General features: G+C 40.9%; 24 protein-coding genes. 18 read left to right on the plus strand and 6 right to left on the minus strand.

The window, feature by feature from the left end; translation table 11 throughout:
- Both LEP1GSC192_RS20110 and LEP1GSC192_RS15925 read left to right on the plus strand, forming a co-directional pair.
- The coding region (locus tag LEP1GSC192_RS20110; RefSeq protein ID WP_232421068.1) for an RHS repeat-associated core domain-containing protein at positions 1–1,474 on the plus strand (1,474 nt) is incomplete at its 5' end.
- Positions 1,471–1,731, plus strand: coding sequence for a hypothetical protein (locus tag LEP1GSC192_RS15925; protein ID WP_036090617.1), 261 nt, complete (start codon positions 1,471–1,473; stop codon positions 1,729–1,731). The genes LEP1GSC192_RS20110 and LEP1GSC192_RS15925, both read left to right, overlap by 4 nt.
- 696 nt (positions 1,732–2,427) lie before the next feature.
- Here LEP1GSC192_RS15925 and LEP1GSC192_RS15930 read toward each other — a convergent pair.
- A complete protein-coding gene (locus tag LEP1GSC192_RS15930; protein WP_036090620.1) occupies positions 2,428–2,817 on the minus strand; it encodes a nuclear transport factor 2 family protein in 390 nt (129 codons plus the stop codon).
- Positions 2,818–3,589: 772 nt separating this feature from the next.
- Between LEP1GSC192_RS15930 and LEP1GSC192_RS15935 the strand changes: the two genes are divergently transcribed.
- The 16 genes from LEP1GSC192_RS15935 (at position 3,590) to LEP1GSC192_RS16010 (ending at position 20,034) form a co-directional block, all read left to right on the plus strand.
- On the plus strand, positions 3,590–5,644 hold the full coding sequence (locus LEP1GSC192_RS15935) for a hypothetical protein (protein ID WP_036090643.1): 2,055 nt from the start codon (positions 3,590–3,592) through the stop codon (positions 5,642–5,644).
- Positions 5,645–5,822: 178 nt separating this feature from the next.
- A complete protein-coding gene (locus LEP1GSC192_RS15940; RefSeq protein ID WP_020771039.1) occupies positions 5,823–6,635 on the plus strand; it encodes a MotA/TolQ/ExbB proton channel family protein in 813 nt (270 codons plus the stop codon).
- A gap of 32 nt (positions 6,636–6,667) precedes the next feature.
- Complete coding sequence (locus LEP1GSC192_RS15945; protein ID WP_036090623.1) at positions 6,668–7,087, plus strand: biopolymer transporter ExbD; 420 nt, start codon at positions 6,668–6,670, stop codon at positions 7,085–7,087.
- Positions 7,088–7,090: 3 nt separating this feature from the next.
- The gene (locus LEP1GSC192_RS15950) at positions 7,091–7,510 is read left to right on the plus strand and encodes a biopolymer transporter ExbD (RefSeq protein ID WP_020771021.1); all 420 of its coding nucleotides are present in this window, start codon (positions 7,091–7,093) and stop codon (positions 7,508–7,510) included.
- On the plus strand, positions 7,507–8,100 hold the full coding sequence (locus LEP1GSC192_RS15955; protein WP_020771049.1) for an energy transducer TonB: 594 nt from the start codon (positions 7,507–7,509) through the stop codon (positions 8,098–8,100). Before LEP1GSC192_RS15950 ends, LEP1GSC192_RS15955 begins: the two co-directional genes overlap by 4 nt.
- A 426-nt stretch (positions 8,101–8,526) precedes the next feature.
- Complete coding sequence (locus LEP1GSC192_RS15960; protein ID WP_020771058.1) at positions 8,527–10,203, plus strand: hypothetical protein; 1,677 nt, start codon at positions 8,527–8,529, stop codon at positions 10,201–10,203.
- Positions 10,204–10,224: 21 nt separating this feature from the next.
- Positions 10,225–10,680: a hypothetical protein gene (locus LEP1GSC192_RS15965; protein ID WP_020771032.1), complete on the plus strand. Its 456-nt coding sequence runs from the start codon at positions 10,225–10,227 to the stop codon at positions 10,678–10,680.
- 173 nt (positions 10,681–10,853) lie between these two features.
- The gene (locus LEP1GSC192_RS15970; RefSeq protein ID WP_036090626.1) at positions 10,854–11,693 is read left to right on the plus strand and encodes a phosphate ABC transporter substrate-binding protein; all 840 of its coding nucleotides are present in this window, start codon (positions 10,854–10,856) and stop codon (positions 11,691–11,693) included.
- Positions 11,694–11,754: 61 nt separating this feature from the next.
- On the plus strand, positions 11,755–12,837 hold the full coding sequence (gene pstC, locus LEP1GSC192_RS15975) for a phosphate ABC transporter permease subunit PstC (RefSeq protein WP_020771040.1): 1,083 nt from the start codon (positions 11,755–11,757) through the stop codon (positions 12,835–12,837).
- A 22-nt stretch (positions 12,838–12,859) separates the two neighbouring features.
- Entirely contained in the window at positions 12,860–13,804 is a 945-nt protein-coding gene (pstA, locus tag LEP1GSC192_RS15980) for a phosphate ABC transporter permease PstA (RefSeq protein ID WP_020771041.1), read from the plus strand.
- A gap of 34 nt (positions 13,805–13,838) precedes the next feature.
- Positions 13,839–14,603: a phosphate ABC transporter ATP-binding protein PstB gene (gene pstB / locus LEP1GSC192_RS15985; RefSeq protein ID WP_020771022.1), complete on the plus strand. Its 765-nt coding sequence runs from the start codon at positions 13,839–13,841 to the stop codon at positions 14,601–14,603.
- A gap of 100 nt (positions 14,604–14,703) precedes the next feature.
- A complete protein-coding gene (locus LEP1GSC192_RS15990) occupies positions 14,704–15,249 on the plus strand; it encodes a hypothetical protein (protein WP_020771050.1) in 546 nt (181 codons plus the stop codon).
- A complete protein-coding gene (locus LEP1GSC192_RS15995) occupies positions 15,250–16,326 on the plus strand; it encodes a hypothetical protein (RefSeq protein WP_020771023.1) in 1,077 nt (358 codons plus the stop codon). It abuts the gene before it with no gap.
- A gap of 78 nt (positions 16,327–16,404) precedes the next feature.
- Positions 16,405–17,619, plus strand: a complete 1,215-nt coding sequence (locus LEP1GSC192_RS16000; RefSeq protein ID WP_036090647.1) for an adenylate/guanylate cyclase domain-containing protein — start codon at positions 16,405–16,407, stop codon at positions 17,617–17,619.
- A 58-nt stretch (positions 17,620–17,677) separates the two neighbouring features.
- Positions 17,678–19,156, plus strand: a complete 1,479-nt coding sequence (locus tag LEP1GSC192_RS16005) for an MBOAT family protein (RefSeq protein ID WP_020771020.1) — start codon at positions 17,678–17,680, stop codon at positions 19,154–19,156.
- Between the two features lie 128 nt (positions 19,157–19,284).
- Positions 19,285–20,034: a hypothetical protein gene (locus LEP1GSC192_RS16010; protein ID WP_232421071.1), complete on the plus strand. Its 750-nt coding sequence runs from the start codon at positions 19,285–19,287 to the stop codon at positions 20,032–20,034.
- Positions 20,035–20,214: 180 nt separating this feature from the next.
- Here the strand turns inward: LEP1GSC192_RS16010 and LEP1GSC192_RS16015 are convergent, their stop codons facing one another.
- From LEP1GSC192_RS16015 to LEP1GSC192_RS16035, 5 genes are all read right to left on the minus strand, one after another.
- Entirely contained in the window at positions 20,215–20,697 is a 483-nt protein-coding gene (locus tag LEP1GSC192_RS16015; RefSeq protein ID WP_020771066.1) for a hypothetical protein, read from the minus strand.
- Positions 20,698–20,708: 11 nt separating this feature from the next.
- On the minus strand, positions 20,709–21,152 hold the full coding sequence (locus LEP1GSC192_RS16020; protein ID WP_020771059.1) for a c-type cytochrome: 444 nt from the start codon (positions 21,150–21,152) through the stop codon (positions 20,709–20,711).
- Between the two features lie 9 nt (positions 21,153–21,161).
- On the minus strand, positions 21,162–22,247 hold the full coding sequence (locus LEP1GSC192_RS16025; RefSeq protein ID WP_020771024.1) for a metallophosphoesterase: 1,086 nt from the start codon (positions 22,245–22,247) through the stop codon (positions 21,162–21,164).
- A gap of 33 nt (positions 22,248–22,280) precedes the next feature.
- Entirely contained in the window at positions 22,281–23,429 is a 1,149-nt protein-coding gene (locus tag LEP1GSC192_RS16030) for a cytochrome-c peroxidase (protein ID WP_020771042.1), read from the minus strand.
- Between the two features lie 393 nt (positions 23,430–23,822).
- The gene (locus LEP1GSC192_RS16035; protein ID WP_036090653.1) at positions 23,823–24,779 is read right to left on the minus strand and encodes an NAD(P)-dependent oxidoreductase; all 957 of its coding nucleotides are present in this window, start codon (positions 24,777–24,779) and stop codon (positions 23,823–23,825) included.
- Positions 24,780–25,156: the final 377 nt, after the last annotated feature.

The raw sequence follows: 25,156 nt of genomic DNA on the forward strand, positions 1-25,156 counted from the left end.
ACGAAATCATAACTTTAACGATAACACACTCGTAGACGAGTGGAATTACCAATATTCCAACCACCAAGTCACACATATAGATTCCACACAAAGTGGAAACAATCGTCTGGTCATGAGTTACGATTCCTCCGGGAACATGACCTACCAGAGAGATAACTTCAAAGATCTCACTAAAACAATCACAGTAGATTCTCAAAACAGGATTACCCAGGTCCAAGATGCACTGAGCACAACGATTGGAAATTACTGGTATGATGAAGGTGGATTTAGGGTTCGTAAGAAAGCATTAGTACCAAGTGGAGCTTCCTTCAAAAACCAAGAGATCCTATATCCAAGTAAATTCTACGGACTCGAATACTCGGAAGAAACAAATATCTTAAGTTCGATCAACAACGTTTATCTAAACGGAGTCCGGATCGCTGCTCTGAATGAAGATGGAGTCACTGCGTATTTCTTAACAGACCAAGTAGATTCAGTAGCTCATGTATTGGATGAAGGAGCTCATACTCTCTCAAGGATGCAGTATGAGCCTTATGGAGAGACTCTTGTCCAGAGAGGAACTCTGGACTTTGCTCCGAAATATAACTCTCAGGAGTTGGACAGAGAGACGAATTTCTATTTTTATAATGCAAGGTATTATGATCCGCAGATTGCGAGGTTTACAAGCGCGGATACGCTTATTGACGGGGCGCGGAGCACGCAGGGGTGGAATCGGTTCTCGTATGTAGCAGGGAATCCGATTCGGTATAAAGATCCGACTGGGCATGAAGCTATAGATGCTTGGAATGCCTTCATTGATCAAGAAGGCCAGTTTCTGAAAAACACAGCCGAATCTCTTAAAGGACCTGCTACTGCAGCTCTTTTTGGAATGCCAGGTGTAATGGTTTGGTCTGGAATGCAAACTGCTTCAGCTGCAAAAGGTACTTATGATATATACCAAGAGGGCTGGGATGTAGCGAAAAAGAGATTTTCAGATGTTACTATAAATTATCAAAATCTGCTTAGTGATAACGATTCCAAACGAGATGATGCTATAGGAAGAGTAAGTGGGGATGTAGTTAATACAATTGCGACTTTCGCTTTGACAAGGAAAATTCCAATAGGAGGTGAACTCCCTTCAAAGGTTGCAAAAACCTTCGCGAACGGAGAGTATACAAGCACTATATTAACAAAGGATACTCTTCTTTATAGATATCATGGTGGAGTATCGAGAATTGCTGGACCTTTTTTGAGTTTTAATAGGTTTATAAATAGGGGGCGCGCTATAAACTCATTGGCTATTAAACCTGAATGGGGAAATAAAATATCAAAAGTTTCTGTTATGCGAGTTCCTAAAGGAACAAAAGTCTATATAGGTAAAGCGGCTTCACAAACAGCAAAAAATGGGCAAGTGTATAGTGGAGGAGGAAGCCAAGTTTACATACCAAAAGTCAAAGAGTCTTGGGTAGTAAAAACTAAGGGGATAAAAAATTGAATAAAGCAGAGAAAATAGTGGGGCAAATCCGCGATGAGCTTAATAAATTACGAAATAAGGAATATCAAAGTCAGCAAAATATAGAGTTAAACAAAGAGCAGCTTCTTTTTTTACAGGAATTGCTCGATAAAATTTCGCCAAAATTTGAATCAGGTGATGTTTTTAATTTTTGTAGAGTATTGACTGATTGCAATGTTTATGGGTCAAAGATCGATAAATTATCTGATGATTTATTTGTTTTAGTTGAAAAAATGTAAGACAAAATCAGCCTATCCCCTGCCAAATTGCAATGTACAGCTAATAAACGCACCCCTGCGCTTCCCTAAATTGAAGTTCTTGGAAAATATCCGTTTCAACTGTCACAAATTAAATCGCCATAATAAAATTTCCGTCGTATAAAATCCGTGGATTCGATGAGCGTTGTCAAAATGAAGTAGTGGGTTTGTGTTTGGGTGGGAACTTTGCTGTTGAGCTGGAGGTGGATGGGCATTTTTCAATTTGGAAATAAATTATTTCATACTACGGCGATTCTGGGCGTTCTCGAATGATCAGTGGAGTTGTAGTTTTCGCTTAAATGAGATCGTATTATAGAAAATTGATATTCCTGTCGACGATGCTGGGTGTTTTGCTGTAGGAGCTCCTACGGATGGGAAGGTTAGTTTTGTGGGCGGTTTTGCGCATGTTCGCCCATGCAGGCGGAGAACGAAAAAACTTATCCCAAAACCGGTAAGCCCCAACTAGACTTTGCTAAATAAAATCACCGCTTCCCCTTCTCTGTGAACTCCGTGCCCTCTGTGGGAAAAGAATAGCTTAAGGTAAATCCGGTCCGGGGTTCGAAGCAGAGGATTCCTGGAGATATGGAGCTTGATTTAATTGCAGGTTGTTTGATTGCAAATTTGACTTCACTTTCCTTGCATAGAATATCCGCAGATTCCCCAAAATGCTAATCAAGTTCACTTGGAATGATTACTGAAACGTCTCTGCAATTCCGTTGGATCAAAAAATGCCTTTCTTTCCAAAGCTTTTCCATTAGCTAACAAAAACCGATCAATGTTATCCCAAGCGAATGATTCACCCGCGATGGTCGCCTTGAAAGTCATCTCTATGAATAATATATCGTCTCTAAATGCATAACGATGTATAGTTGCGTGCAGGTCAGGCATCTCTTGGAATGTTTTTTCAAACAACATTAGCGCACACCTCAACCCGCGCACTGTTGGTGTTCCTGGTGCAATCAATTTGATATTTTCTGCAAATAGGGAACGCAATAATTCAAACCGGCTTTGAGGCGCCGCCCAAAACCGAATAAAATTTTCCAACCATTCTTTTTCCAGGGTATTCATATAGCCTCGAACACTCCAATATGTGTATATACACACTTTTATTCTACACTCAGATAGTCAACAAAAAATACACATTTCTTAAATCCTTAGTATTCTTAATAATATGGAGAAACGCTTTCATTCCACCCAGGATTGTAATCCCAAATGTGGCCCTCCCCCCTTTAGACCTGAGAGCTGTGAGACTCTTCTAATTGATTTTACTGCGGTCCGGGATTAGAAAATTAGTTCCTTTATAAGAGTTTCAGCAAAATTCCTGCCTTGTTTCGGCCGATTATCCTTTCTTAAATGTATAAAATGAATGAATTATACTTCTCTTACATAAGCAACAAAAACATCTAAAGTAAAGATCATGAAGTATTAACACCAAAATTGTAAGCAAATAAAAACCATCTGATGTAAATACTAACTTTAAAGAAAAAATCCCGTATCACAAAAAAATAATTTTGAATCGGAACCACCCAAGCTTCATTCTATTTGAACTTTAGCAATCACTGATTGTTCTCGCTTGGCGGTTTTTGCACATGTTTTCCCAAACAGAAGCAGGCTCCACACATCAGCCGCTCACCATAGTCCAAATTTTAAAATCACTACTCCATCATAATTCACGACTGAAATAATCCTCTTACAATTCACTTATCTCTCTCGATTAATAAAAAATAACGAGATGAATAAATAAGTTCGTCTTTTTTAAATTAATTTCCACTTCATTAAAAATTTCTTTCCATTCGAAATTTTTCATCTCAGATCGCTACACATGACTCCTAAGCTCTATATGAAAATACTAATGGCATTGATGATTGTTTGTTTCTCTTCTTGTGGGAACGTAGGCTCAGGCAATATCGATAATTCCGTTTTTTCTTTGTTAAACATATCCGAATCGGAAGGACAAACAAACAAATACGAAGTAAATGCCGCAACAGACTCCGCAACCGTTTCTCACTCTCTGGATTATATAGGTTCCGAATCCGATCGGAAAATTCTACTGGGAACAAAATCTTATTCCGGGTCAACGGATCGGATCTTCGTGGATGGTTTAGGAAGGGAAACGTATTTCAGAGGGTTTAATTTAGCTGGGAATACGAAACTTCTTTCCGATGGATTTAAGCCATTTCGAAATACTGCGGATGCGGAGAATGCTTTCTCTCTTCTTGGTCAATCTGCAGGCTCCAATATGGTTCGATATTTAATCGCTTGGGAAGGAGTCCATCCTTCCGTGGATACGATCGACTATGCATATCTGGATGCTGTCATCCTTCAACTTAAAGCGGCCGCAGCGCGCAGAATGTACATCTTATTGGATTATCACCAGGACTTATTCTCCAGATATTTATTTAATAAAGGTTCTTGGTATACCGGAAACGGAGCTCCTGCGTGGATAATTTCAGGCGGATCTTACCCTCAGGAATCCTGCGGGATCTGTTTTACTTGGGGCCAAAATCTTTTTACCAACGAAGCGGTCCGCCGAGGATTCCGTAATTTTTGGAATAACGCCCCGATCTCGGTTCCCAATGGTACTAGGAACATGCAAACGGAATATATCTGGCAGATCGGAAAAGTTTTATCCTATATTAAAAATAACTTATCTAGTCAAGAGTTCGATTATGTTCTCGGACTGGATCCATTCAACGAACCGGCAGACGGAGGTATGGAAGGCCTTTCGCCCGCTCAATGGGACAACCAGAAACTTTGGCCTTTCTATTATAAGGTAAGACAATCCTTGGACCAAAACGGTTGGGAAAACAAATGGGTGTACGCGGAGCCGATGGTATTCTGGAATACCAACTTCGGCGGAATTGCGACAGGCGGAGGTTATTTGACTTCTAAACCTGGCCAAGGTTTTGTTTTTAATTCTCACTTTTACGATGCAGGTAGATTGAGTTTGGATCTAACGGGGATCGATAATGGAACGTACTTCAAAGCATTGGATGAGATAAGAAAAGAAGCTAGATTTTTGGATATTCCCGTTTTCTTAAGCGAGTTCGGAATGAAATTGAAAGGAGTAGGAGCTCAGGACACTGCACGTTTAATCAGCGGAGTCTACCAAGCCATGGAAATCTCCGACCAGCAACAGTCTAAGAAAACTCGATTCGCCGATTTCTATAACCCTGTCGTGTCCGGTACGGAATGGCATTGGGACTATTATTACGATAATCATAAAGAATACATGAATGGTAATACTTCCAAACTTCTGACCGCTAAGGATGCTTGGAACGACGAGGACTTCTCCGTAATCGGAAATTATGGAACCAAATCCAATATGGACTATCACGTCCTACAAAGAGGTTATCCAAGAAAGATCCAAGGTTCTCTCATGAGTTTCTATTATAATACGATCGGATATGATACATGGAATAATGTCTTTAAATGGGGAGCGGTTCGGACTACAGATACCGGCACAAATCATTTCGAAGATAGAAGATTTATCGTAGTGATCTGGACAGGTAAACGTTCCGATGCCCCTACGGAAGTATACATTCCTCCTCATTTTTCCGGTTCCGATCTAGTTCTGATCACCGACAAAGTAATCTATAATAAAGGAATTCCCACAAGCCCCCAAAATAGATCCAACGAAGCCGTTTTTTTCCCTGATCCGAGTAGAGTGAACGGTTCCGGAAATATTTTAGCGGTTTGGGACGATCTGGATGCGGATGAAGATCCGGAGAACTCGGTTCACTTCCTAGTAGCAGTAGATGCGGCAGGGACCAGCTATTCGGATACTCTTCTATCATCCATCCAAAACGAGCTCAAAACAAGAGTTTTGGTACAAAAGAAGAGTCCGATCTATATGATCGGAAAAATGACCTACGGAGGTTATCCTTCTAAATAATCGTTAGAAACGGTCGTATTCCGAATTTTGGTTACAAAACGGAATCAATTAAAACTCCAAAAAATGGAATGCGACCCTTACGCTCCCAAACTAACCAACCCGTAACCGCTTCGTAATAAATATGTAACTCAAATCTCGTAAAAATGTCTCATTACTTCTTATGGAGCTTCCGAAAGCTATGCATAATCGATATACTAATCTCTCTCTACGTCAATGGATCGCCATTGCACTTGTAGGAGGATTCGTTCTTACTGCAACTCTACCTACTTTCTCTCAAGATGCTGCGCCTACCGACGCAAATAAAACCGAACAACCGTCCGCAGAAAAACCTGCCGAACAACCTGCCCCGGTCGAAAAAAGCGGAACATGGGGATTTGTGGATCTGTTCAATAAGGGTGGATGGACGATGTATCCATTGGCTCTCTCTTCCATCATCGCTCTCGGAATTATTTTCGAAAGGATCTACTTTCTCACTACTTCCAAACTTCTTCCGAAAGGATTTAATATAGATTTAGGGGAGAAGGTGGATGAAAAAGGTTTCGAAGGTGCGAAAGAATTTATCGAAGCGAATCCTTCTTATAAAATTTCCGACATTCTGAAAAACGGTATCGATGTTTCCGCGGGTAACGCTGAAATTTTCGCAAAAGGTATCGAAAGAGAAGCTGCGGAAGTGATCGTGGTCCTGGAAAGAGGTCTTGTGATCTTAGCGGCTGTTTCGACTATCGCTCCTCTCATCGGGTTCTTAGGAACTGTTTCCGGTATGATCAACGCATTCGATGCGATCGCAAACGCGGACCAAGTGAACGCAAAAGTGGTAGCGGGCGGTATCAAAGAAGCTCTTATCACCACCGCGGCCGGTTTGATCATCGCGATCCCAGCGATGACTTTCCACCAATACCTGACTTCCAGGATCGACGGATTTACTTCCGAAGTAGAAGAAGCTGCAAACAGAATTTATAAAGAATTCCTGAAACGTAACGCAAGAGCTTAAGCTTAGTATTTCCAATTTATTAGGACAGGAATATGATTCAGCTTAGGAAAAAAAGAGGTTTGGAGGAAATTTCCGCCTCTTCCATGTCGGATATCGCGTTTCTTCTTCTCGTATTTTTTATGGTGACCGCGGTGTTTTTCGTGAAGGAGGGACTAAATATCCAACTTCCCCGAAAAAACTCCAACCCTACCTTAGTATTACGCGAGAATATCTACGAGATATTGGTGGCCGGCGAAACGATCAAGATGAGGAATAAAGTCCTCGGAACTCGTGATTACAAGGATCTGAAGGAATTCAGAAAAGATCTGAACGATCTGGAGATCCCGAACATCGATGAAAAAGTCGCTCTGATCAAAACGACCGGTGAAACAAAATACGGAAATATGCTGGATGCTCTTTCTGCCGTGCAGTTGAGAGGATTTAAACAAGTCTCCGTAAAAAGATTAAAATAAGATATGGCACTTAAAAAGAAAAAAGCTCCACCTTCTATTCCGGTCAGCTCCATGGCCGATATCGCCTTTCTTCTTTTGGTATTCTTCATGGTGACTTCGGTCCTGGATACGGACCCCGATCTTCCCATCGCTCTTCCGGATGTACCCGGTGGAGAGCAGCTTAATAAAAAAATCGCAAATTTATATTTAAGCGCGGATAAGGAGAAGTCCATATACTTCAACCAAGTAAGGATGCCCTTGAATGAAGCGATCAATAATGTTCGTGCAAAACTTGCAACAACTCCGGATCTGAAAGTTCTGATCCACGCGGATAAAGAATTGGATTACGCGGACCTGGACAATGTATTCGAACTTTTGAAAGAAGCAGGCGCTTTAAAAATTTCTCTAGTTACTAAAACCACACAAGGAGGAGGTCTAAAATGAACCAAGTTGTTTCTCCTCCTCCTTCTTCCAAAAAAAAGTCCGGTCTCCGCAGATTTGTGGACCGTTACAGAATGGAAACCTTCTTAGGTTCTTCCGCTGTTCTACAAATCGCAGCACTTCTTTTCTGGTACACTCCTCCTACTACGTATGATCACCTGGATAAGCTGATCGACGAAGTCGCTTTCGTGGAGAATCTTGTGATCCAGGATCCGAATGTGGGAGAAGCTCCAGATGATGGAGAATTCGAAGTTACAGATACTATCAAGAAAAAAGAGGATTCTCGGATCGCAGGAGCTCAGGATGCACTCTTACTAGGCGCTACGGAGCCGATAGATCTTACTCCGAATCTTACTCCTAAATATCCGGATGAAGCTCGATCTGCTGGTATTACCGGAAGAGTCACTCTTGAAGTAATTATTGCAGATACCGGAGAGGTTCTAAGAGTTAAACCCGTCGGAAAATCCTTAGGTTACGGATTAGAAGATGCAGCAGTTGAGGCTTTTTATAAGAAAAGATATTCCCCTTCCAAAGCGGACGGAAAATCGATTACAGTAAAAGTTTATATTCCGGTAAATTTCTCTCTCTATTAACACGATCGATCTTCTTCTTTCTTCTCCGTAAGAAGAAGATCCCTTTTCCCTTTACACTCCATTTATTTTCCCAAAAAGAATGAGTGAATTTATATATTCCGACTTTTAAATGAACGACTTCATGTTTCGTTTTCCGATCCTTTTGCTTACGGCAAGAATGCTCTTCCTTCTATCCGACCTTCATCGATACGAAGAAAAGTTTTGATTTGGAACCGAAGGACTTATCATACGATTAGATAATTTGGTATTATTTCTGTAACTTAAATGATACCTAAATTGCATAAAACCTCCAAAAACACGGCTTGTAACAAAATCCTTGCCTTTATGTAATCATTTTGTAACATAAAGAGGTCATTCTGTTACCTAAACGTAAAAAAGAATTCGCTCGAGCAAAAAACCTAGAAGCGAATCGAAAGGTAACTCTGAATGAAGCAGAAATCTAAAAAAAGAAAGAACTTAGAGGGGAAAAAACCCCATTTTCTTATTCTAGGACTTGTAATCTATTCCCAGGCGATCTTCTCCCAGGGAAGCTCTCCAGGAACGGAACTTGCGCAAGCAAGCGAACCTCCTAAAGTGGAAAAACCGAAGCCGGATGAATTCACTCTCTATGAAGACCAAGACGGACAATTATTCACCAAACCAGGTCCCGGTCGTTTTAAGAGCAAAATGGATAAGGCAATCAACAAGAACGATCCTAAATTCAACCCATATCCGAATCATTTAACAAACAGACCGGAAGAAATCCAAAAGGAAAGACTTACCGTTACTGGAAGAATGCAATTCAGGGGTATTTCGGCACAAACAGGGTCCAACTATAATAACGGAAGCGAGGATTTCAATTCAGTAGATTGGCATTTCAGACGTCTTCGTTTAGGGATCCAATACCAAGGCGGGTCTTGGTGGGGAATGATGATCAACCTCAGGGGAGAAAATATGCTGAACGCCCCTTATATCACTCAATCCAGGAACTCTACAGGAGAAGTAACCAATGTTTCCTTGAAAGAAGGGAGAGGTTATATCCAAGAAGCATTCCTTTTTGTGAATATTCCGATATTAGGAGCACGGTTGAGTTTCGGTCAATTACCTACTCAATTCCACAGAGAATATCTGATGTCTTCCGCAAACTTCATCGCATTAGAACGTTCTTATATGACTAACGCTTATCCCCAGTTCGATATGGGTGTGAATCTAAGACTTTCCCCTTTGAAAGATTTTTTCGAAGGGAAATACGAAAAATATCTGACCATCGATCTAATGGCAGGTAATGGACACGGTGCAGGGGGTGACTATGGAACAGGTAGACGCCAGGACCTAACGGTTGCAGGAAGACCACACCAGCCTATCTTAAATTCTCCTCTATATTTTGCGAGAGTCCAATGGAATGTTCTCGGAGGTCTTGTTAAGGAAAACGGAAGTAATGTCGGTTGGCAGGAAGGGGAAGAGATCTTCCAAAAAGATCTGAAAATTTCCCTGGGTGCCGCCGCCATGCAGACTAAGAACGCAAGCTTTAGTTCCGGTCCTGCGTCCACTCTTGCAGTGGACGGAGCAATCCCAAGAGGAGCTCCAACTCAATATCTTTTTACGACTCAAACGACTGCGGACAATAGCACTTACGATTGCACTGTTGCCAGCTACCAAACCAGTTACTGCCAAAAAAATCTGGACCTAAGAGGCTATACCTACGACGGAACCATGTCTTGGAACGGCATCTATTTGAGCGGAGCCTATACTACTTATACGGGAGCGGCTTCTAACAATCTTTCCGGATGGCAAGCGACCGTCGGTTATAATATTCAAATATTCGATAAGTATTATATTATGCCCGTTTTCAGATATGATCTCCTAAAAGGGGATTTTAATCGTAACGGTAAGATAGAAGAAACGGATATGAAAAAATACTATTGGGTCGGTTTGAACCTGTTCGGGGACAAACACTTGTTCAAGGCCCAATTGTTCTACCAGATCCCTATTTTAAAATTAGGAGTGGATCCGGTAACTCGTGAACCTGAGGTTATAAATAACCAAACCGTCTATTTCCAACTTCAGGCAACTTTCTGGACCGGAACAGTTTCACCGGACCACTTGAACACCAGGTTAGATTAAGAAGAGGAGAAGGTAAATTTTATGAAATCTAAACTTAAATTCATACTTCCACTTTTGGGATTATTGGCGATTTCTTGCTCTTCAGAGACAAAGGATGATTCGGCTTTATTAGGAGCCTTAGTTGGAACTCCCGACGATGGGAACCAATCCATAGTAGTGGTGGAGGCCGCGGGAAATTTCACGGACTATACCGGAGAATGTTACGATCATTTTACCGTATTAGGAACTTCCAATTCCACAATCTCTCCCACAAATTATTATCTTTACGTAATGTTCGGACATTCTCTGGATACGGAACTTAGGAAATCCGCTCTTTCCACTTCGACTTGCGGTAGTTTAGGCTTCTTGGGCTCAGGGATCCCTACAAATGCGAGTCCTGTGAATTTTAGGTATTATACCTGTGATCCAAACCTGGGGCAAGCCGGGGGAGATTGTGGTACTAAGATCAAAGCGGCGGTAGGATTTCCTAACAACTAATCCTAAAAAGTCCCTGTACTTTCTTGCAGGCAGGGACTTACTTTCGTAGAATGCGTTAGAATGCCAAATCTATGCAATAGAACAGAGTGTATCAGGATTGTAATATTTGAGAAATCCTTTCGTAACGGTTCTCGTTTACGATCCAAAAATATTTCAGGAGAAATATCAAATAGATGAAAAAGATAGGTTTAAGACTTATTGTCTTATTAGTATTCGTTCTTTCTTCATTTTCCGTATCCGGGGAAGAGAAAAAGACAATCACAATTAAAGGATCCGACACAATGGTTATCCTGGTCCAAAAATGGACCGAAACCTTCCCTGACAAATCCGTTCAATTCCAAGTAACCGGAGGAGGTTCCGGAACCGGGATTGCGGCTCTGATCAACGGGACCACGGATATTTGTTCCGCTTCTCGTCCTCTCAAACCTCAAGAAATCCAACAGTTAAAGGAAAAATATAAATCCAACGGCGTGGAAATCAAGGTTGCAATCGACGGTATTTCTCTTTATGTAAACAAAAAGAATCCACTTGCGAAACTTTCCGTAGAAGAGATCCGTAAAATTTTCACGGGAAAGATCACCAATTGGAAAGAAGTTGGCGGAGAAGATCACAAAATCGTACTCTATAGCCGTGAGAACAACTCCGGGACTTATGAGTATTTCAAAGAGCATGTTTTGGAAAAACAAGACTTTGATCCCTCTGCACAACATATGGTAGGAACTGCGGCATTAGTGAACGCGATCTCCAAAGATAAATGGGGCATCGGTTACGGCGGTGCGGCTTACGCTTCCGGAGTCAAAGATCTAGCGGTCTCTGCGGATGCAAATTCTAAAGCGGAACTTCCGACCGAAGCGAATATTTTGACCAACAAGTATCCGATCTCCAGATATCTTTATTTTTATCTAAGAGAAACACCAAAAGACCAAACCAAAAAGTTTATCGATTGGGTGATCGGAAAAGACGGACAAAAAGTAGTGAAGGACGTAGGTTACTTCCCTCTTAAGAAAAAGTAATATTGTGAGATCGTCTCCCGGAAACGGGAGCCGATCTTAAATCCAGAAATCGGAATATTCAATGAGCAAACTCGATCCTCTGCTGAGATATCTTTTACATCCGAGCAGAAGAAAAATAGACGTTTTCGCGGAAACCTTGGTAAAAGGAACCGCCGCAACCTCCATCCTTATTATTCTTCTCATATTTTTCTTCGTCTTTAGAGAAGCTTCTTCCTTATTCTTCTCGGATTCTCCGCAAGCCAGCTCTACTACACAAAGCTCCGAGGCCCCTACGGAATATAACCCTGATTCCAGTTCGGATACTCCTACGGAATACAATCCGGACGGAGATACATTGGAGTTGAATAAAACGGTAGCTGTCCCCTCTCCTGAGCCTGAAAAACTTTCCCTTTTCGAAAATCTTTTCAGCAAGGTTTGGCAGCCTGTTTCTTCCGTTCCTAAATTCGGTATTTTACCTTTGATCGTAGGGACTGCAAAAACTACGATCATAGCGATCTTACTCGGAGCACCTTTGGCTATTCTAGCTGCATTGAATATTACGTTTTTCGTACCTAGAAAAGTAAGAGAGATCGTTAAACCTGCCATCGAAATGCTTGCTAACTTCCCTTCCGTAGTGATCGGATTTTTCTGCTTAATGGACGTAGCCACCGTGGTAAAAGCAACCTTCGATATAGATTTCAGATTGAACGCTCTCACCGGAGGGATAGGCCTTGCGATAGCGGTTACTCCGATCATTTTTACGGTGGCAGAAGACGCATTAAGCACAGTGCCTCAATCGTATAGACAGGCCTCCTTGGCATTAGGAGCTACGGAATGGCAGACCGCTTATAGAGTGATGCTTCCTGCTGCATTGCCTGGGGTTTTCGCCGCTGTACTTTTGGGCGTCGGAAGAGCATTCGGAGAGACGATGATCGCCCTTATGGCTACTGGCAACGCTCCTATGATGAGTTTCGGCATATTTGATCCGAGCAGGACTTTTGCCGCCACGATCGGTGCGGAGATGGGAGAAGTTATCTGGGGATCGGAACATTATAATATTCTGTTCTTCCTGGGAGTACTTCTGTTCCTATTCACTTTTTCCTTGAACGCCATCACTGAGCTGTACGTCAAAAAGCGGCTTATGAGAAAGTTCCAAGGCTCCTAAGAACAAAATTTGGTAAACTTCTTTGAAATGGAAAAAAGTCAGACTCAAAAGAAAAAGAGTCATCCGAGATAAAATATATTCCATATTAGCTCTCGGAGCTCCCATGCTTGCTACGGGACTGATTCTATCAGCTGTCCTACTCATGCTCGGGAATATATTCTATAAGGGATTTTCAGGAGTCAGTTGGGAATTCCTGACCGAAGCTCCTAGGAATAATAACTTAGAAGGCGGGATCTTTCCGGCTATCTATGGAACAGTATATCTAGTTTTTATAATGGTCCTATGTAGTATTCCGATAGGAACAGCTACCGGCATCTTTCTTTCCGAATACACTGCAAGAGATTCCAGGTTCGCTATGACGGTCAGGTTTGCCATCAATACCTTGGCGGGAGTTCCTTCCATCGTATTCGGTTTGTTCGGTGTCGGTTTTTTCATCCAGTTTATCGGAAAAGGAATGGATTATGTTGCGAACAATACCACTCCTGTTTGGGGCAAACCGGCTCTAATCTGGGCTGCAGCTACACTAGCAATTCTCACCTTACCCGTAGTTATTATTTCCGTAGAAGAAACTATGAGAAGTATTCCGAGAGAAATGAGAGAGTCCAGTCTCGCGTTAGGCGCAACTAAGTGGCAGACTATCTGGAAATTGATCTTACCGAATTCTTTGACCGGGATCTTAACGGGAGCAATCCTTGCGATCGGACGAGGAGCTGGAGAAGTGGCTCCGATCCTATTCGTAGGAGTTGTGTATTCCTTGCCGGAATTACCTTCTCACCTTTCCGATCAATTTATGCAATTAGGCTACCATTTGTTCGTATTGGCGACCCAATCGCCGGACGTGGATGCTGCGATGCCGAAACAATATGCAACAACGGTCGTATTATTAACTCTTACCTTCGGGATGAGTTTTTTCGCAACATTCTTAAGATACAGAATCAGAAAATCCAGGGGTAAGACCCATGTATAACGTTTTTATTGGAGATGCGAGGAGTTAATCTCAGATGAAAGATACAAAAGTAAAAATAAAATCCCGCCATTTCAACTTTTTCTACGGTGAAAACCAGGCATTACATGATATCTCCTTGGAAATTCATGCGAAGAAGGTCACTGCGTTCATAGGACCTTCCGGTTGCGGAAAATCCACTTTTTTAAGATCGATCAATCGTATGAACGACGTGATCGACGGTTCCAAAGTGAACGGTAAATTGGAAATTGACGGTATCAACATTTATGATCCCCTCATGAACGTTGTGGAACTTAGAAAAAGGGTCGGAATGGTTTTCCAAAAGTCCTTCCCTTTTCCTAAATCTATTTATGAAAATATCGCCTACGGTCTGAAACTGAACGGCAGAGTCTCCAAGGACGAAATGGACCATATAGTCGAGGAAAGTCTGAGAAAGTCCGCACTTTGGAAAGAGGTCAAGGACAGGTTGAATGATAGCGCACTTGGGCTATCCGGAGGACAACAACAAAGATTATGTATCGCAAGAGCGATCGCAATGAATCCGGAGGTGATCTTAATGGATGAGCCTTGCTCCGCATTGGATCCGATCTCCACTAAAAAAGTGGAAGAGTTTATCTCCGAGTTCAAGGACTCTTATACGATAGTGATTGTTACTCATAATATGCAACAAGCAGCTAGGGTAAGCGATTATACCGGTTTTTTCTATATGGGCCGTTTGGTGGAATTCGATACTACCAAAAAGATGTTCCATGATCCTTCTAAAAAGGAAACGGAAGATTATATTTCAGGAAAATTCGGCTGATCCGAAGGTATATGTTTCCCGAGCAAAAGCGCCCGCATTCTGTGGGCGTTTTTTTATCCTATACTGTAACTTAAATCGTTACTATTCGAAGTTTCCCTCAATGAGGCAGACGAAATCAGATTTAATAGATTCTCTCGAGATCATCTTTTTAAGATTCGCAGAATTACTCCTTAGGCTCCCGGAAAGAAATTATGCTCGCCCTTTACATTTACTGTCCGGGGCGAGTATAGGTAAACAGGTCCGACATTGTTTAGAATTTGCGGAAGCTTTATTAAACGGATATGATATAAGGTTTGTTACCTACGACCAAAGAAAAAGAAATCCTATCTACGAAAATTCCCCCGAAGCAGCCGCTTATCGATTTCAAGAATTAGTAAGAGAATTCAAGCTAAAAGATTGGGAGGGAGAAGTTGAAGTTTCTTATTTAGTCCATTCTTCTTCCGGTTCGGAAAATGTGGTAAAATCTTCCTGGGATAGAGAATTACTTTATGTACAAGAGCATACGATCCACCATGAAGCGATCGTAAGAGTTGCGCTTGAGCACGATCTCGGGTTCGACGATATTCCGGAAAGTTTCGGTTTTGCGATCTCCACACTACAATACAAAGCGAATCTTTCTATTCTCGCTTGGGATCCGGTCATCTAAATGTTAGAGATACAAACCGAGCAAGATTTACTCGAACAATCCGATCCGATGGAATTTTGGCCCACTTGGAAGTTGTATCTACCTTTGATCCCATATATCGTTTTTGAATCCATTCGATCTATTCGATACGGTTCATTTTCCTCCTTAGGATTCGGGTCAATTGCAGCCGTCAATCCAGGCATTCCGTTAGGAGGTCTCGTAGGAGAATCGAAATATCAGATCTTAAAAAATTTGGATCCTCAGCACGTATTAAAATTTTTCCTAGTTCCAAAAGGTTCCAAAGACGTAAATTCTATTTTAGAAAAAATGAATACTTTTGGATTAGGATTTCCCATCATACTCAAGCCGGATTCCGGGCAAAGAGGACAAGGTGTCCGAAAGATCTTAAGTCAAAAACATTTGGAAGATTGTTTGTTAGAATCGAATGTGGATCTACTTATCCAAGAATACCACCCTGGTCCTTTCGAGGTTGGAGTTTTTTATTATAGATATCCGAACGAGACCAAAGGTAATATATTCTCCATCACTAGAAAAGTATTTCCAAAGTTGATCGGAGACGGGACCTCATCTCTTTCCAAATTAGTGGAAACCCATCCCAGATTTAAAATACAAAAGGAAAAATTCCGAAAAAGATTTTCAGAAGTTTGGGAACGAATCCCTGGACTAGGAGAAAATATACTTCTTACGGAAGCCGGAAATCATTGCCAAGGAACTTTATTTTTGGACGGATCTGAATGGATCACTCCTGAATTGGAAAACAAGATCCACGAGATCTCTTCCTCTTTTTCGGGTTTTTATTTTGGAAGATACGATATCCGATTTTCGTCTCTCAAAGATTTTTTGGAAGGAAAAGATCTGAAGGTAGTGGAACTGAACGGGGTCACTTCGGAATCCACCAACTTATACGATCCCAGATTTTCCATCAAAGAACGATATTCCATACTAATCTCCCAATGGAAGATATTATTTGAGATTTCCAGACAATCAAAAGCGAAAGGTGCGGGTCTATTTTCTATACTAAAAGTTTTGTACAATTTTTATTTCGGAGACAGGATTGTGTCCGATCTCTCCAGTTGAGACTTGCAATTTTTTCCGATTTATGAAAATTTTAGCCCTGCTCCGAATATTCAGACTTCTCAAGTTCCGGACAATCTTATGAAACAAAAGTTAATCCAGCTTATTTATTTGATCTTTGGGGACCCAAAGAAGAATTCGTTAGAGCATAGATTGTTCAATGCAATTTCCCTTGTAAACGGAAGTTTGAATATATTAGGCTCCTTCTTCGAAGAGAAAACAGAATATTCACATCGGGTCATTCTTCTAAATTTAATATCCGGTTCCATCCTCCTTATTATGTACTATTTTTCCAGATTTAGGAATATTTATTACGTTCTGTTCTGGCCTCTAAATCTGACAATACTAGTATATTTATCTTCTCTTTGGTTTTTACATGGGGGATCTAACGGAGGCAATCATTATTATTTTATTCCTGCATTAGTGATCGCCACTATTCTTTTAAAAAACCATAATATATTTCTTATTTATGGATTTTACGCATTTGTTACGGGATTTCTATATATATTCGAATACTTTTATCCGAATTTTATCGTTCCGCAGAAAGATAGAGACTCCGAATATATGGATCTCGGAGGAAACTATATTTTCGTTCAGATCCTGACCGGTATACTGATCTTCATACTCAGCAGGAACCTGAATATAGAGAGAAAAAAATCGGACAACCTGCTTCGGAATATTCTTCCCGAATCGATAGCGGACGAATTAAAAATGAACGACCGTGTCCAACCAAAACGTTATGATAGTGTTACGGTATTATTCACGGACATGGCGGGTTTCACGCAAATTGCCGAAAAAATGAGTCCCGAAGAACTTGTGAAAGAACTACACTTCTTCTTTGCGGAATTCGATAGGATCGCTAAAAAATACGGCTTGGAGAAGATCAAAACCATCGGAGATGCTTACATGGCGGTGGGTGGACTTCCTACTCCGAATCGTACTCATCCAAGAGATGCAGTGTTCTGCGGTTTGGAATTCCAACAATTTATGAAAAAGCAAAAGGAAGAAAGAATGAGATTAGGCCTTCCTACCTGGGAATTACGTTTAGGGATCCATACGGGAAGTGTGGTCGCCGGCGTCATAGGGACCGAAAAATTCGCCTACGATATTTGGGGAGACACGGTCAATACCGCAAGTCGTATGGAAAGTTCCGGAGTAGCAGGAGAAGTGAATATCTCCTTGGATACGTTCCATTTTGTGAGAGAGGATTTTATCTGCGAGTCCAGAGGATTGATAAAAGCCAAGAACAAGGGAGAGATCGAAATGTTTTTGGTAAAGGGAGCCAGAGAAGTATAATAGGTTCTTGACCTAAGGATTCCAGGAAAGAATTTGAACCAGTCAGATTTTCTTTCCTATGAATTTTAATAGTTTTGGATTTTTTTTATTCCTACTCATTACCTTTACTATTTATTATATCCCCTTATTAAAAAGATTTCAACTTCTGACAGTAGTCGCCGCGAGTTTTTACTTTTACGCATACACGGATCCTTGGTTACTCATCTTACTTTTATTCTCTATCTTTTGGAATGCGAGTATCGTATATCTGATCCAGTCCCCGGAATTTAGATCCAAAAAAGGGGTTTTAGCATTAGGTGTAGTCCTGAACCTAACCGTATTATTTTTCTTTAAATATAGCGGGCTATTCGCCAAAACTTTCTTGGGAAATTCGGGGACCTCGGATCTACATTGGATCTTTCTAATCCCGCTTCCGATCGGTATTTCCTTTTATACCTTCCATGGGATCAGCATGGTGGTGGATTTTTATAGGATAGGTCCGGAAATTTTCAAAGAGAAGGTTCCCTACCCTAAACTGATCCTGCAATCTTCTCTCTATATCAATTTTTTTCCCCAGTTGGTAGCAGGGCCTATCGTTAAGGCAAAGGAATTTTTTCCGCAGATCAAAACAAAATACTTCAAAGATATTCCATGGATCCAGGCTGCAAAAATATTGATCCTAGGTTATTTTTTAAAAACGGTGATCGCGGACAACCTGAACGATCTTACTTTCGTTATCGATTTTCCTTATAATTCCCATCATTCTACTCTTACTTTAATACTATTGATTTTCGGTTATTCCGCTCAGATCTTTGCGGACTTTGCGGGATATTCATTGATCGCGATCGGAACCGCATTCCTATTCGGTTATAAACTTCCTACAAATTTCAATTTTCCTTATATATCCTCCACCTTTTCGGAATTTTGGAGAAGATGGCATATTTCTCTTTCTACTTGGCTTAGGGATTATTTGTATATTCCCTTGGGAGGAAATAGAAAAGGAAATGTAAGGACCTATATAAATCTATTTTTGGTCATGGCATTGGGCGGACTTTGGCACGGAGCTGAATGGAGATATATGGTTTGGGGAATCGGTCACGGACTCTTGTTATTGATCGAAAGATTTTTAGAACAGAATTTTCCCTTCAAACTACCCGAGAATCGTTTTTTCTCCTTTATAAAGGCCGGATTCGTATTCTTAAGCGTTTCTCTTTTGTGGCTACTATTCCGGTTGCCTGATTTTGGAACAGCGGTGAAATATTTAAAATTATTAGGAACGAATTTAAGTTTGGGAACAGACTGGGAACTTTGCACATTCTTAATATTCTTTTCCATTCCGGTATTTTTATATCATCTATACGGATGGTTTAAGAGCCGGTCGGCTCTGGAAGCCCAGAACCGGATACATATCGATAACCTAACTTCTAGGACGGACTATAAAGAGAAGTATTCGGAAGAAACGATCGAAAAAGTTTCGATAATAGGTTATGCATTCCTACTCTTTCTGATCGTTTTAAACAAAGGACCATCTGCGGCATTTATCTATTTTCAGTTTTAACTATGAAATTTTTTATCCGACTCATTACTATTTTTCTGATTTTCTTAGGGTTGTATTCCGGTTTTGTGCATTTTTTTTCACCCTATAAAATACCCAAGCAGAGTTGGTGGCAGCATAATCGGGTCCGGGTGGAAAGTTTTTTAACGGAAGGAAAAGATTCCAAATTTGTGATCGTTGGATCTTCCATGTCGGATAGAATGTTACCAAAACCCGGCACTGGCTGGTTTAATCTTTCTCTAGTGGGAGAAGGTGCATTAACAGGATTATCTATATTAAAATATTCGGATACTTCTCCCAAATTCGTTTTGATTGAAGTAAATCAACTTTCCGTAAAAGAGAACGAAAAATTCTCCTTAGAGAATACCGATCCCTTTTTCGTTTTTACCAGACGGAATTTCCCGGTCCTCAGATCGGAAAAACAACCCTTAAACTATGCAGTCGGATTTGTGCTCCAATTTACGGATCGCCTTTTTGCCGCCGAAGCAAAACAAAATCCCGAAGCGGAAAAACAAGCTCTTGAAATTTCCAATCGACTAAAAGAAGAACATCTGCAAGAAGTAAAACGTTGGTATGGAGCTGCGGTAGAACAGAAAAAATTAGATGATAGAATGACGTATCTATCTTCCGTCTTAAAAGAATTAGAATCCAAAGGTGTCCGGCCCATTTTTTTCGAAATGCCTATGCATCCCGAAATCCTGGTCTCCGCAAAAGAAACAAGGACCAGAGAGACTGTTCAGAAATATTTTCCTCTTTCTCAATATCTTTGGTTTATCGATCATAAAGATGTCTACGAAGACAGCGATGCTCTACATTTGTCCTATCCGGAAGCAGATCGGTTCTTATCCAAATTGAAAGAATACGCAGAATCCTTACCTTAGAGAAGTTCCAATTGCTCCGTTAGAACGGTCACTTGTTGGATTGTACACATTCTAATGAGCATTCTTATATAAAAAGAATCCGCAAGGGTCCCTGCGGATCAAGTGCTGTGGTAATGAAAGCGGGATCTTCTCGTATTGCTGAAAACCGAGAAGATCCCGACCATTGCATATTCAAAAATATTAATTATCAAATGCACCCAGGGAAACCCATTCACTTCCTTCTTTTTTATATCTTAGAACTCCTTTTAAAGGAATGATCTGTCCGCTTTTTGCATCGTACCAGCGAGAAGAAGAAAGGTTCGCTAATAGCGAAAAATGTAATAACTTTTCCGTTCCGGATTTGTTTACGGAATTTTGCATTACCCAACCCACATATTCCCTGTGATACCTTCCTTCTTGGGCATGATGAACATAATTGCGAACATCTTCCTTTAGTCTTACTTTTGCGGAGAAGGGGACGTAGAGAAGATCCTTACTTCCCGAAGAGATGGATTCTTTTACTGAGACAGGTTTATCCGCCTGAATATCTTCCACAGTCCCAAACAAAGAGAGTCCTTTTTCCAGATCCGATTTACATCTGGAATCGCTGATCTCGGATCTGCAAAAAACCAAGGAGAGGGACAAAATCAAAAGGATCCCTAAAAACAAACTAGATCGGATCATATTCATTTCCCCTAATGTTTTCCCGGAGCCAAGACCGAGTTCCTTCTTTCATACATAATATATGCTTCCAGAGCGATCATCTTAGGATCGTCATACGCCAAAGGTTTTCCTTGCAAAGGGTTTTGGATACACCAGTTGATCATTTCCCTCAATGTGGAAACCTTTCCGATCTGTTTTTGGAACTTAGGATAAGTTTCCGGATGAGTATTCGTCGCATTCGGATGACACATGGCACATTGGACCGTATTTCCTCCCAATTGAGGCCCATGAAAAAGTTTTTCTCCGTGTGCAACCGTTTCCATAAAAGCTGCATTCCATTTATCTTCGTTCGATTTATCCCAATCGTCTCCGAAGACTAAGGATACCGTCCCGAAAATCAAAAAGAATACGGAAACACTGATCCCGACTAAAATTTTGGATTTAGATCGATCTCTAAAAATATGCGGATGGTCCATAAGATTCTCCTAATAGTGAGTCTGAGGAAGGATTCTAGATTCCGGTTTTTGGTATTCAGAATCCACCGGATGACCTGCAGAATCGTCGTATTTTACGATCCGATCCTTGTTTTCCCAAAGTTTATAATGCATTTCCTCTCTTGCATTATCCATGTTCACGAACGCCCAACCCGTTCCGTCTCTTTCATGAAATGGATCTTGACGGTTCATAAAAACAGTCATCTTTGGGATATAATTCGGTGACTGAGTATAACTCTCCGGATAAGGCCATGACCAAGCAGTGGACATCAATGCATAAAAACTAATATTTTTGATTTGGTTGTATAAAACTTGGTGAACATGCCCGTGAAAAACGGTTACATTATCAAATCTACTCAAAATAGATTGAATCGTTTCCGCATCGTCCGTCCAGAAATTCCAAGGTTTATAAATTTTATATAAAGGGGAATGAGAAAGAACCACTAACGGAGTTCCACTTTTTACGTTTTCCAGATCCTTTTTCAACCAGGTAATCTGGTCGTCACCCACCATAAACGGAGAACCGTTCGGATTATCCAAACGGGCCATCTCGTTCATTCTTTCTTCCGGAGTCTTCCAACGTTTGATCCATGTATCATAGGTTAAAATACTGTTCAAAACCACAAAATGAACCCCTTTATGATCGAAAGAATAATTGAGTTTGCTGATCTTATCCTGCCAATAATTTCCCAAATCTAAATAATAATCATGCTCTCCGATCACGTATTTAACAGGAACCTTAAGTTTGGAAAGAAGTTCCATACCGTGATCCAATTCTTCTCTTTTTCCTAACTGCGCCAGATCTCCTCCAAATACGACAAAGTCGGGCCTAGGGAACATCAGGTTGACCGTTTCGATCGCCTTATTCAGACCGCTATCGAAATTCCGAACAAAATTCGTTCCTTTAATATGCGTTAGGTGAGGATCCGATATAAAAGCGAAAGTAAATTTTTCATGAGTACCTTTCCCTCTTCCCCCGCAAGCAATCTCCACCAAACTCATCGGTACGATACTCGCAGCGAGTAGACCACCCGTTCTGCGTAAAAAATCTTTCCTACTTAGCTTTCCTTCTTCCATAACTCCCTCCTCGTGAAAACGTATAAGGTCCGTTTATTTCGGCATTTTAGGCAAAACCGGACTTGTTAAGGATTTTAAAAAAGACACCAGATCCGCTTTCTCTTGACCGGTCAGCCCCAACGGACGAATACCGCTGCTTAAAAACGGATTTGTTTCTCCGCCTCTATCATACAGATCAATGACCTGTTCTAAGCTCGCTAGACTTCCGTCATGCATATAAGGAGAAGTTAATGCGATATTTCGTAGACCGGGAGTTTTAAACGCTCCCAGATCCTCATTAATTCCCGTAACGGCAAATCTACCTAGCTCGGAAGATTCTAGATTCGTAAGTATTTCTTCGTCGGAAGTCGGACCGGTCTTGGATTCCGCTTTTTTTTGAAGGATCTCTTCCAGCTTAGGTTGGATCCTTTTAAAACCCACTCCCAGGTTATGGAATTTATCATCCGTAAAAATTGCGTTCGTTTCGCCTATCGTATGACAGTCTTGGCATCGTGCCTTTCCCATATACAAAGCTAAACCCCGGATCGCGGACTCGGAGAGAGCCTTCTCTTCTTTTCCGAACCTATAACGATCGAATGGAGAATTTCCCGAAATGATCGTCCTTTCGAAAGAAGCGATTGCTAAGGCTACATGATCTATATGGATCGAATCCGAATCGACCCCAAATACTGTCTTGAACCTTGCAGAATAATCCGGATCCGCTTTTACGATCTTTATTAGATCATCATGACTGGATAAGCCGTGTTCTACGGGATTTAAAAGAGGATCTTTGGATTGTCCCTCCAGATCTTTCCTTCTTCCGTCCCAAAACTGTGTTTTGTAATAGGCAGCGTTCAATACGGTAGGAGCATTTCTCGTTCCGGTAAAATTTTTAATCCCCTTAGAGACCTTCAATTTGTCTACAAATGCCTGTTCCGGATTATGACAGGTGGCGCAAGAGACTGTTCCATCCAAGCTAAATCGTTTGTCTGAGTATAATTTGGCGCCTAACGAAACTTTATCGGCGGATTGAGGATTATTTTTAGGGACAGGTAAATCCGGCAGTCCTAAAATCCCGCTCGGAACATAAGTCAGTTCGGTAAGATCTATCTCTTTTTTCTTCTGAGAATCACAACCTATACAATAAAATATGAATATAATAAATATATATCCTAAAAATTTGGAACGGGTTTGTGGAAACATAAGAACTTTCATTCGAAATGGCCGATAAAATTTTCGCTTAGAATAGTTCTAGAATTAAAATAGGTCAAGGCCCTAAGGCAGAAAAAACGATGTTTCTAAGAATTTTTTATCTTCCAACTTGAGAGCAAATGTCAAAATACATTAGCAAGTTAAAACATTCGTTTTATTTAAAGTATGTTTTATAATAAAAGACTAAACATTCTTACAGTAGAATTCAAGTAAAGCGACGTATCCCAAGCCGTTCCAATATATTAATAAGGAACTAATTTATTTCTTATTTATTTTCCAGTTTGCCAGGCTTTATCTTTCTTAAAAATTTTCTGAAGGTCCGCCAAGAGGTGATTGTGGCGAACCGGAAATACACTTCTAGTATCGAAGCCTAATGCAAGGCGCTTAACCTTTCATCAAATCTAAACCTTGTGCCACACTGACTACAGGTTTGTATCCTAATTCTCGCTTGGCCTTGTCTATGCGGATGGTACATTCTTTTCCCATAATATCCACAGGAAACCTCATCATCGGAGGTTCTTTACGAATTCCTAAAATTCTCCAGATCCCCTCAACTATCATCGCTAAAAATCCTGCTATAAAAGAAGGTATGGAAGCCTTAGGAAGTGTAATCCCTTGGGTTTGCATCATCTCGGTCAAAAAAGTTTTTACGGTTCTGACTTCGTCGTCTGTGATAAAATAGATTTGGCCCGGTGTTCCCTTGGTTAACGCAAGTTCGGTTGCATGCACTAAATTCGGGATGCAGGTCACGGAAGTTTTGGCTCTTCCCTGATCCAGCCACATAAACTTTCCTTCCGCCACCATCTTTTTCAAAACTGGGAGAACGGATGTATCTCCTGGTCCCCAAACAAGCCTAGGTCTTAAAACAATCGTTTCGAACCCGGGACGATTAGCAGAGACTACTCTTTTTTCCGCTTCCGCTTTAGTACGGCTATAATAGTAAGGAGTTTTTTTAGGATAAGGATAAGTCTCGTCTATCTGAATCATATCCTGCCCAAAAAATAAAGCCGCTTCCGTTCCCATATGAATAAACCGTTTGACCCCTGCTTTTTGAGAAGCCTCTAACAATCGAGTAGTTCCTTCCACATTTCCTTTCCAAAAATCTTGGTATGTTCCCCAAGGACCTACGAAAGCAGCACAATGGATTACGATATCGGTTCCTGCCAAATTTTGAGGAGTAATAGATTCCAAACTTCCGCTTACAATTTCAAAACCCTGTTCAGACAAACTAGAGTCCGTCTTTGGAGATCTGGACAATACTTTTATCTTATGTTTTTCCTTTAGATGGCGGGCAATTGCACCGCCTACGAAGCCGGACGCGCCAGTGATAAATAGATTCATATCTTCTCCAAAATCCAATTCTCCAAGAAAAAGTTTGGGAAGTATACTAGAAAATCCGAAGATCGGTCTTGCTGAAATTAGGACGGAGTATAACTGCAAGTATTGTTCCTTCTTCCTGTCCTTTGCATCGAATTAATGTTTCAGGTTGTACTTTTTTGAATTTATAGGGTCGCTATCTTGAAGGTTGATTCCGCAGAATATTGATTCCAGAGCATATTTTTACTTTGCAAGTAAACGAATAAATCTTCACCGACCTTTCATGATTTTGGGAAGAGCATATATCCATTGTTTTGGTTTTTACGTTTTTTAGTCGTGAAAACTTTGATAAAAATTATAAATCGGATCTTTCCACAATACTTCAACCTACTCATGAAATG

It is taken from the genome of Leptospira sp. B5-022 (assembly GCF_000347035.1).
Lineage (GTDB): Bacteria > Spirochaetota > Leptospiria > Leptospirales > Leptospiraceae > Leptospira_B > Leptospira_B cinconiae.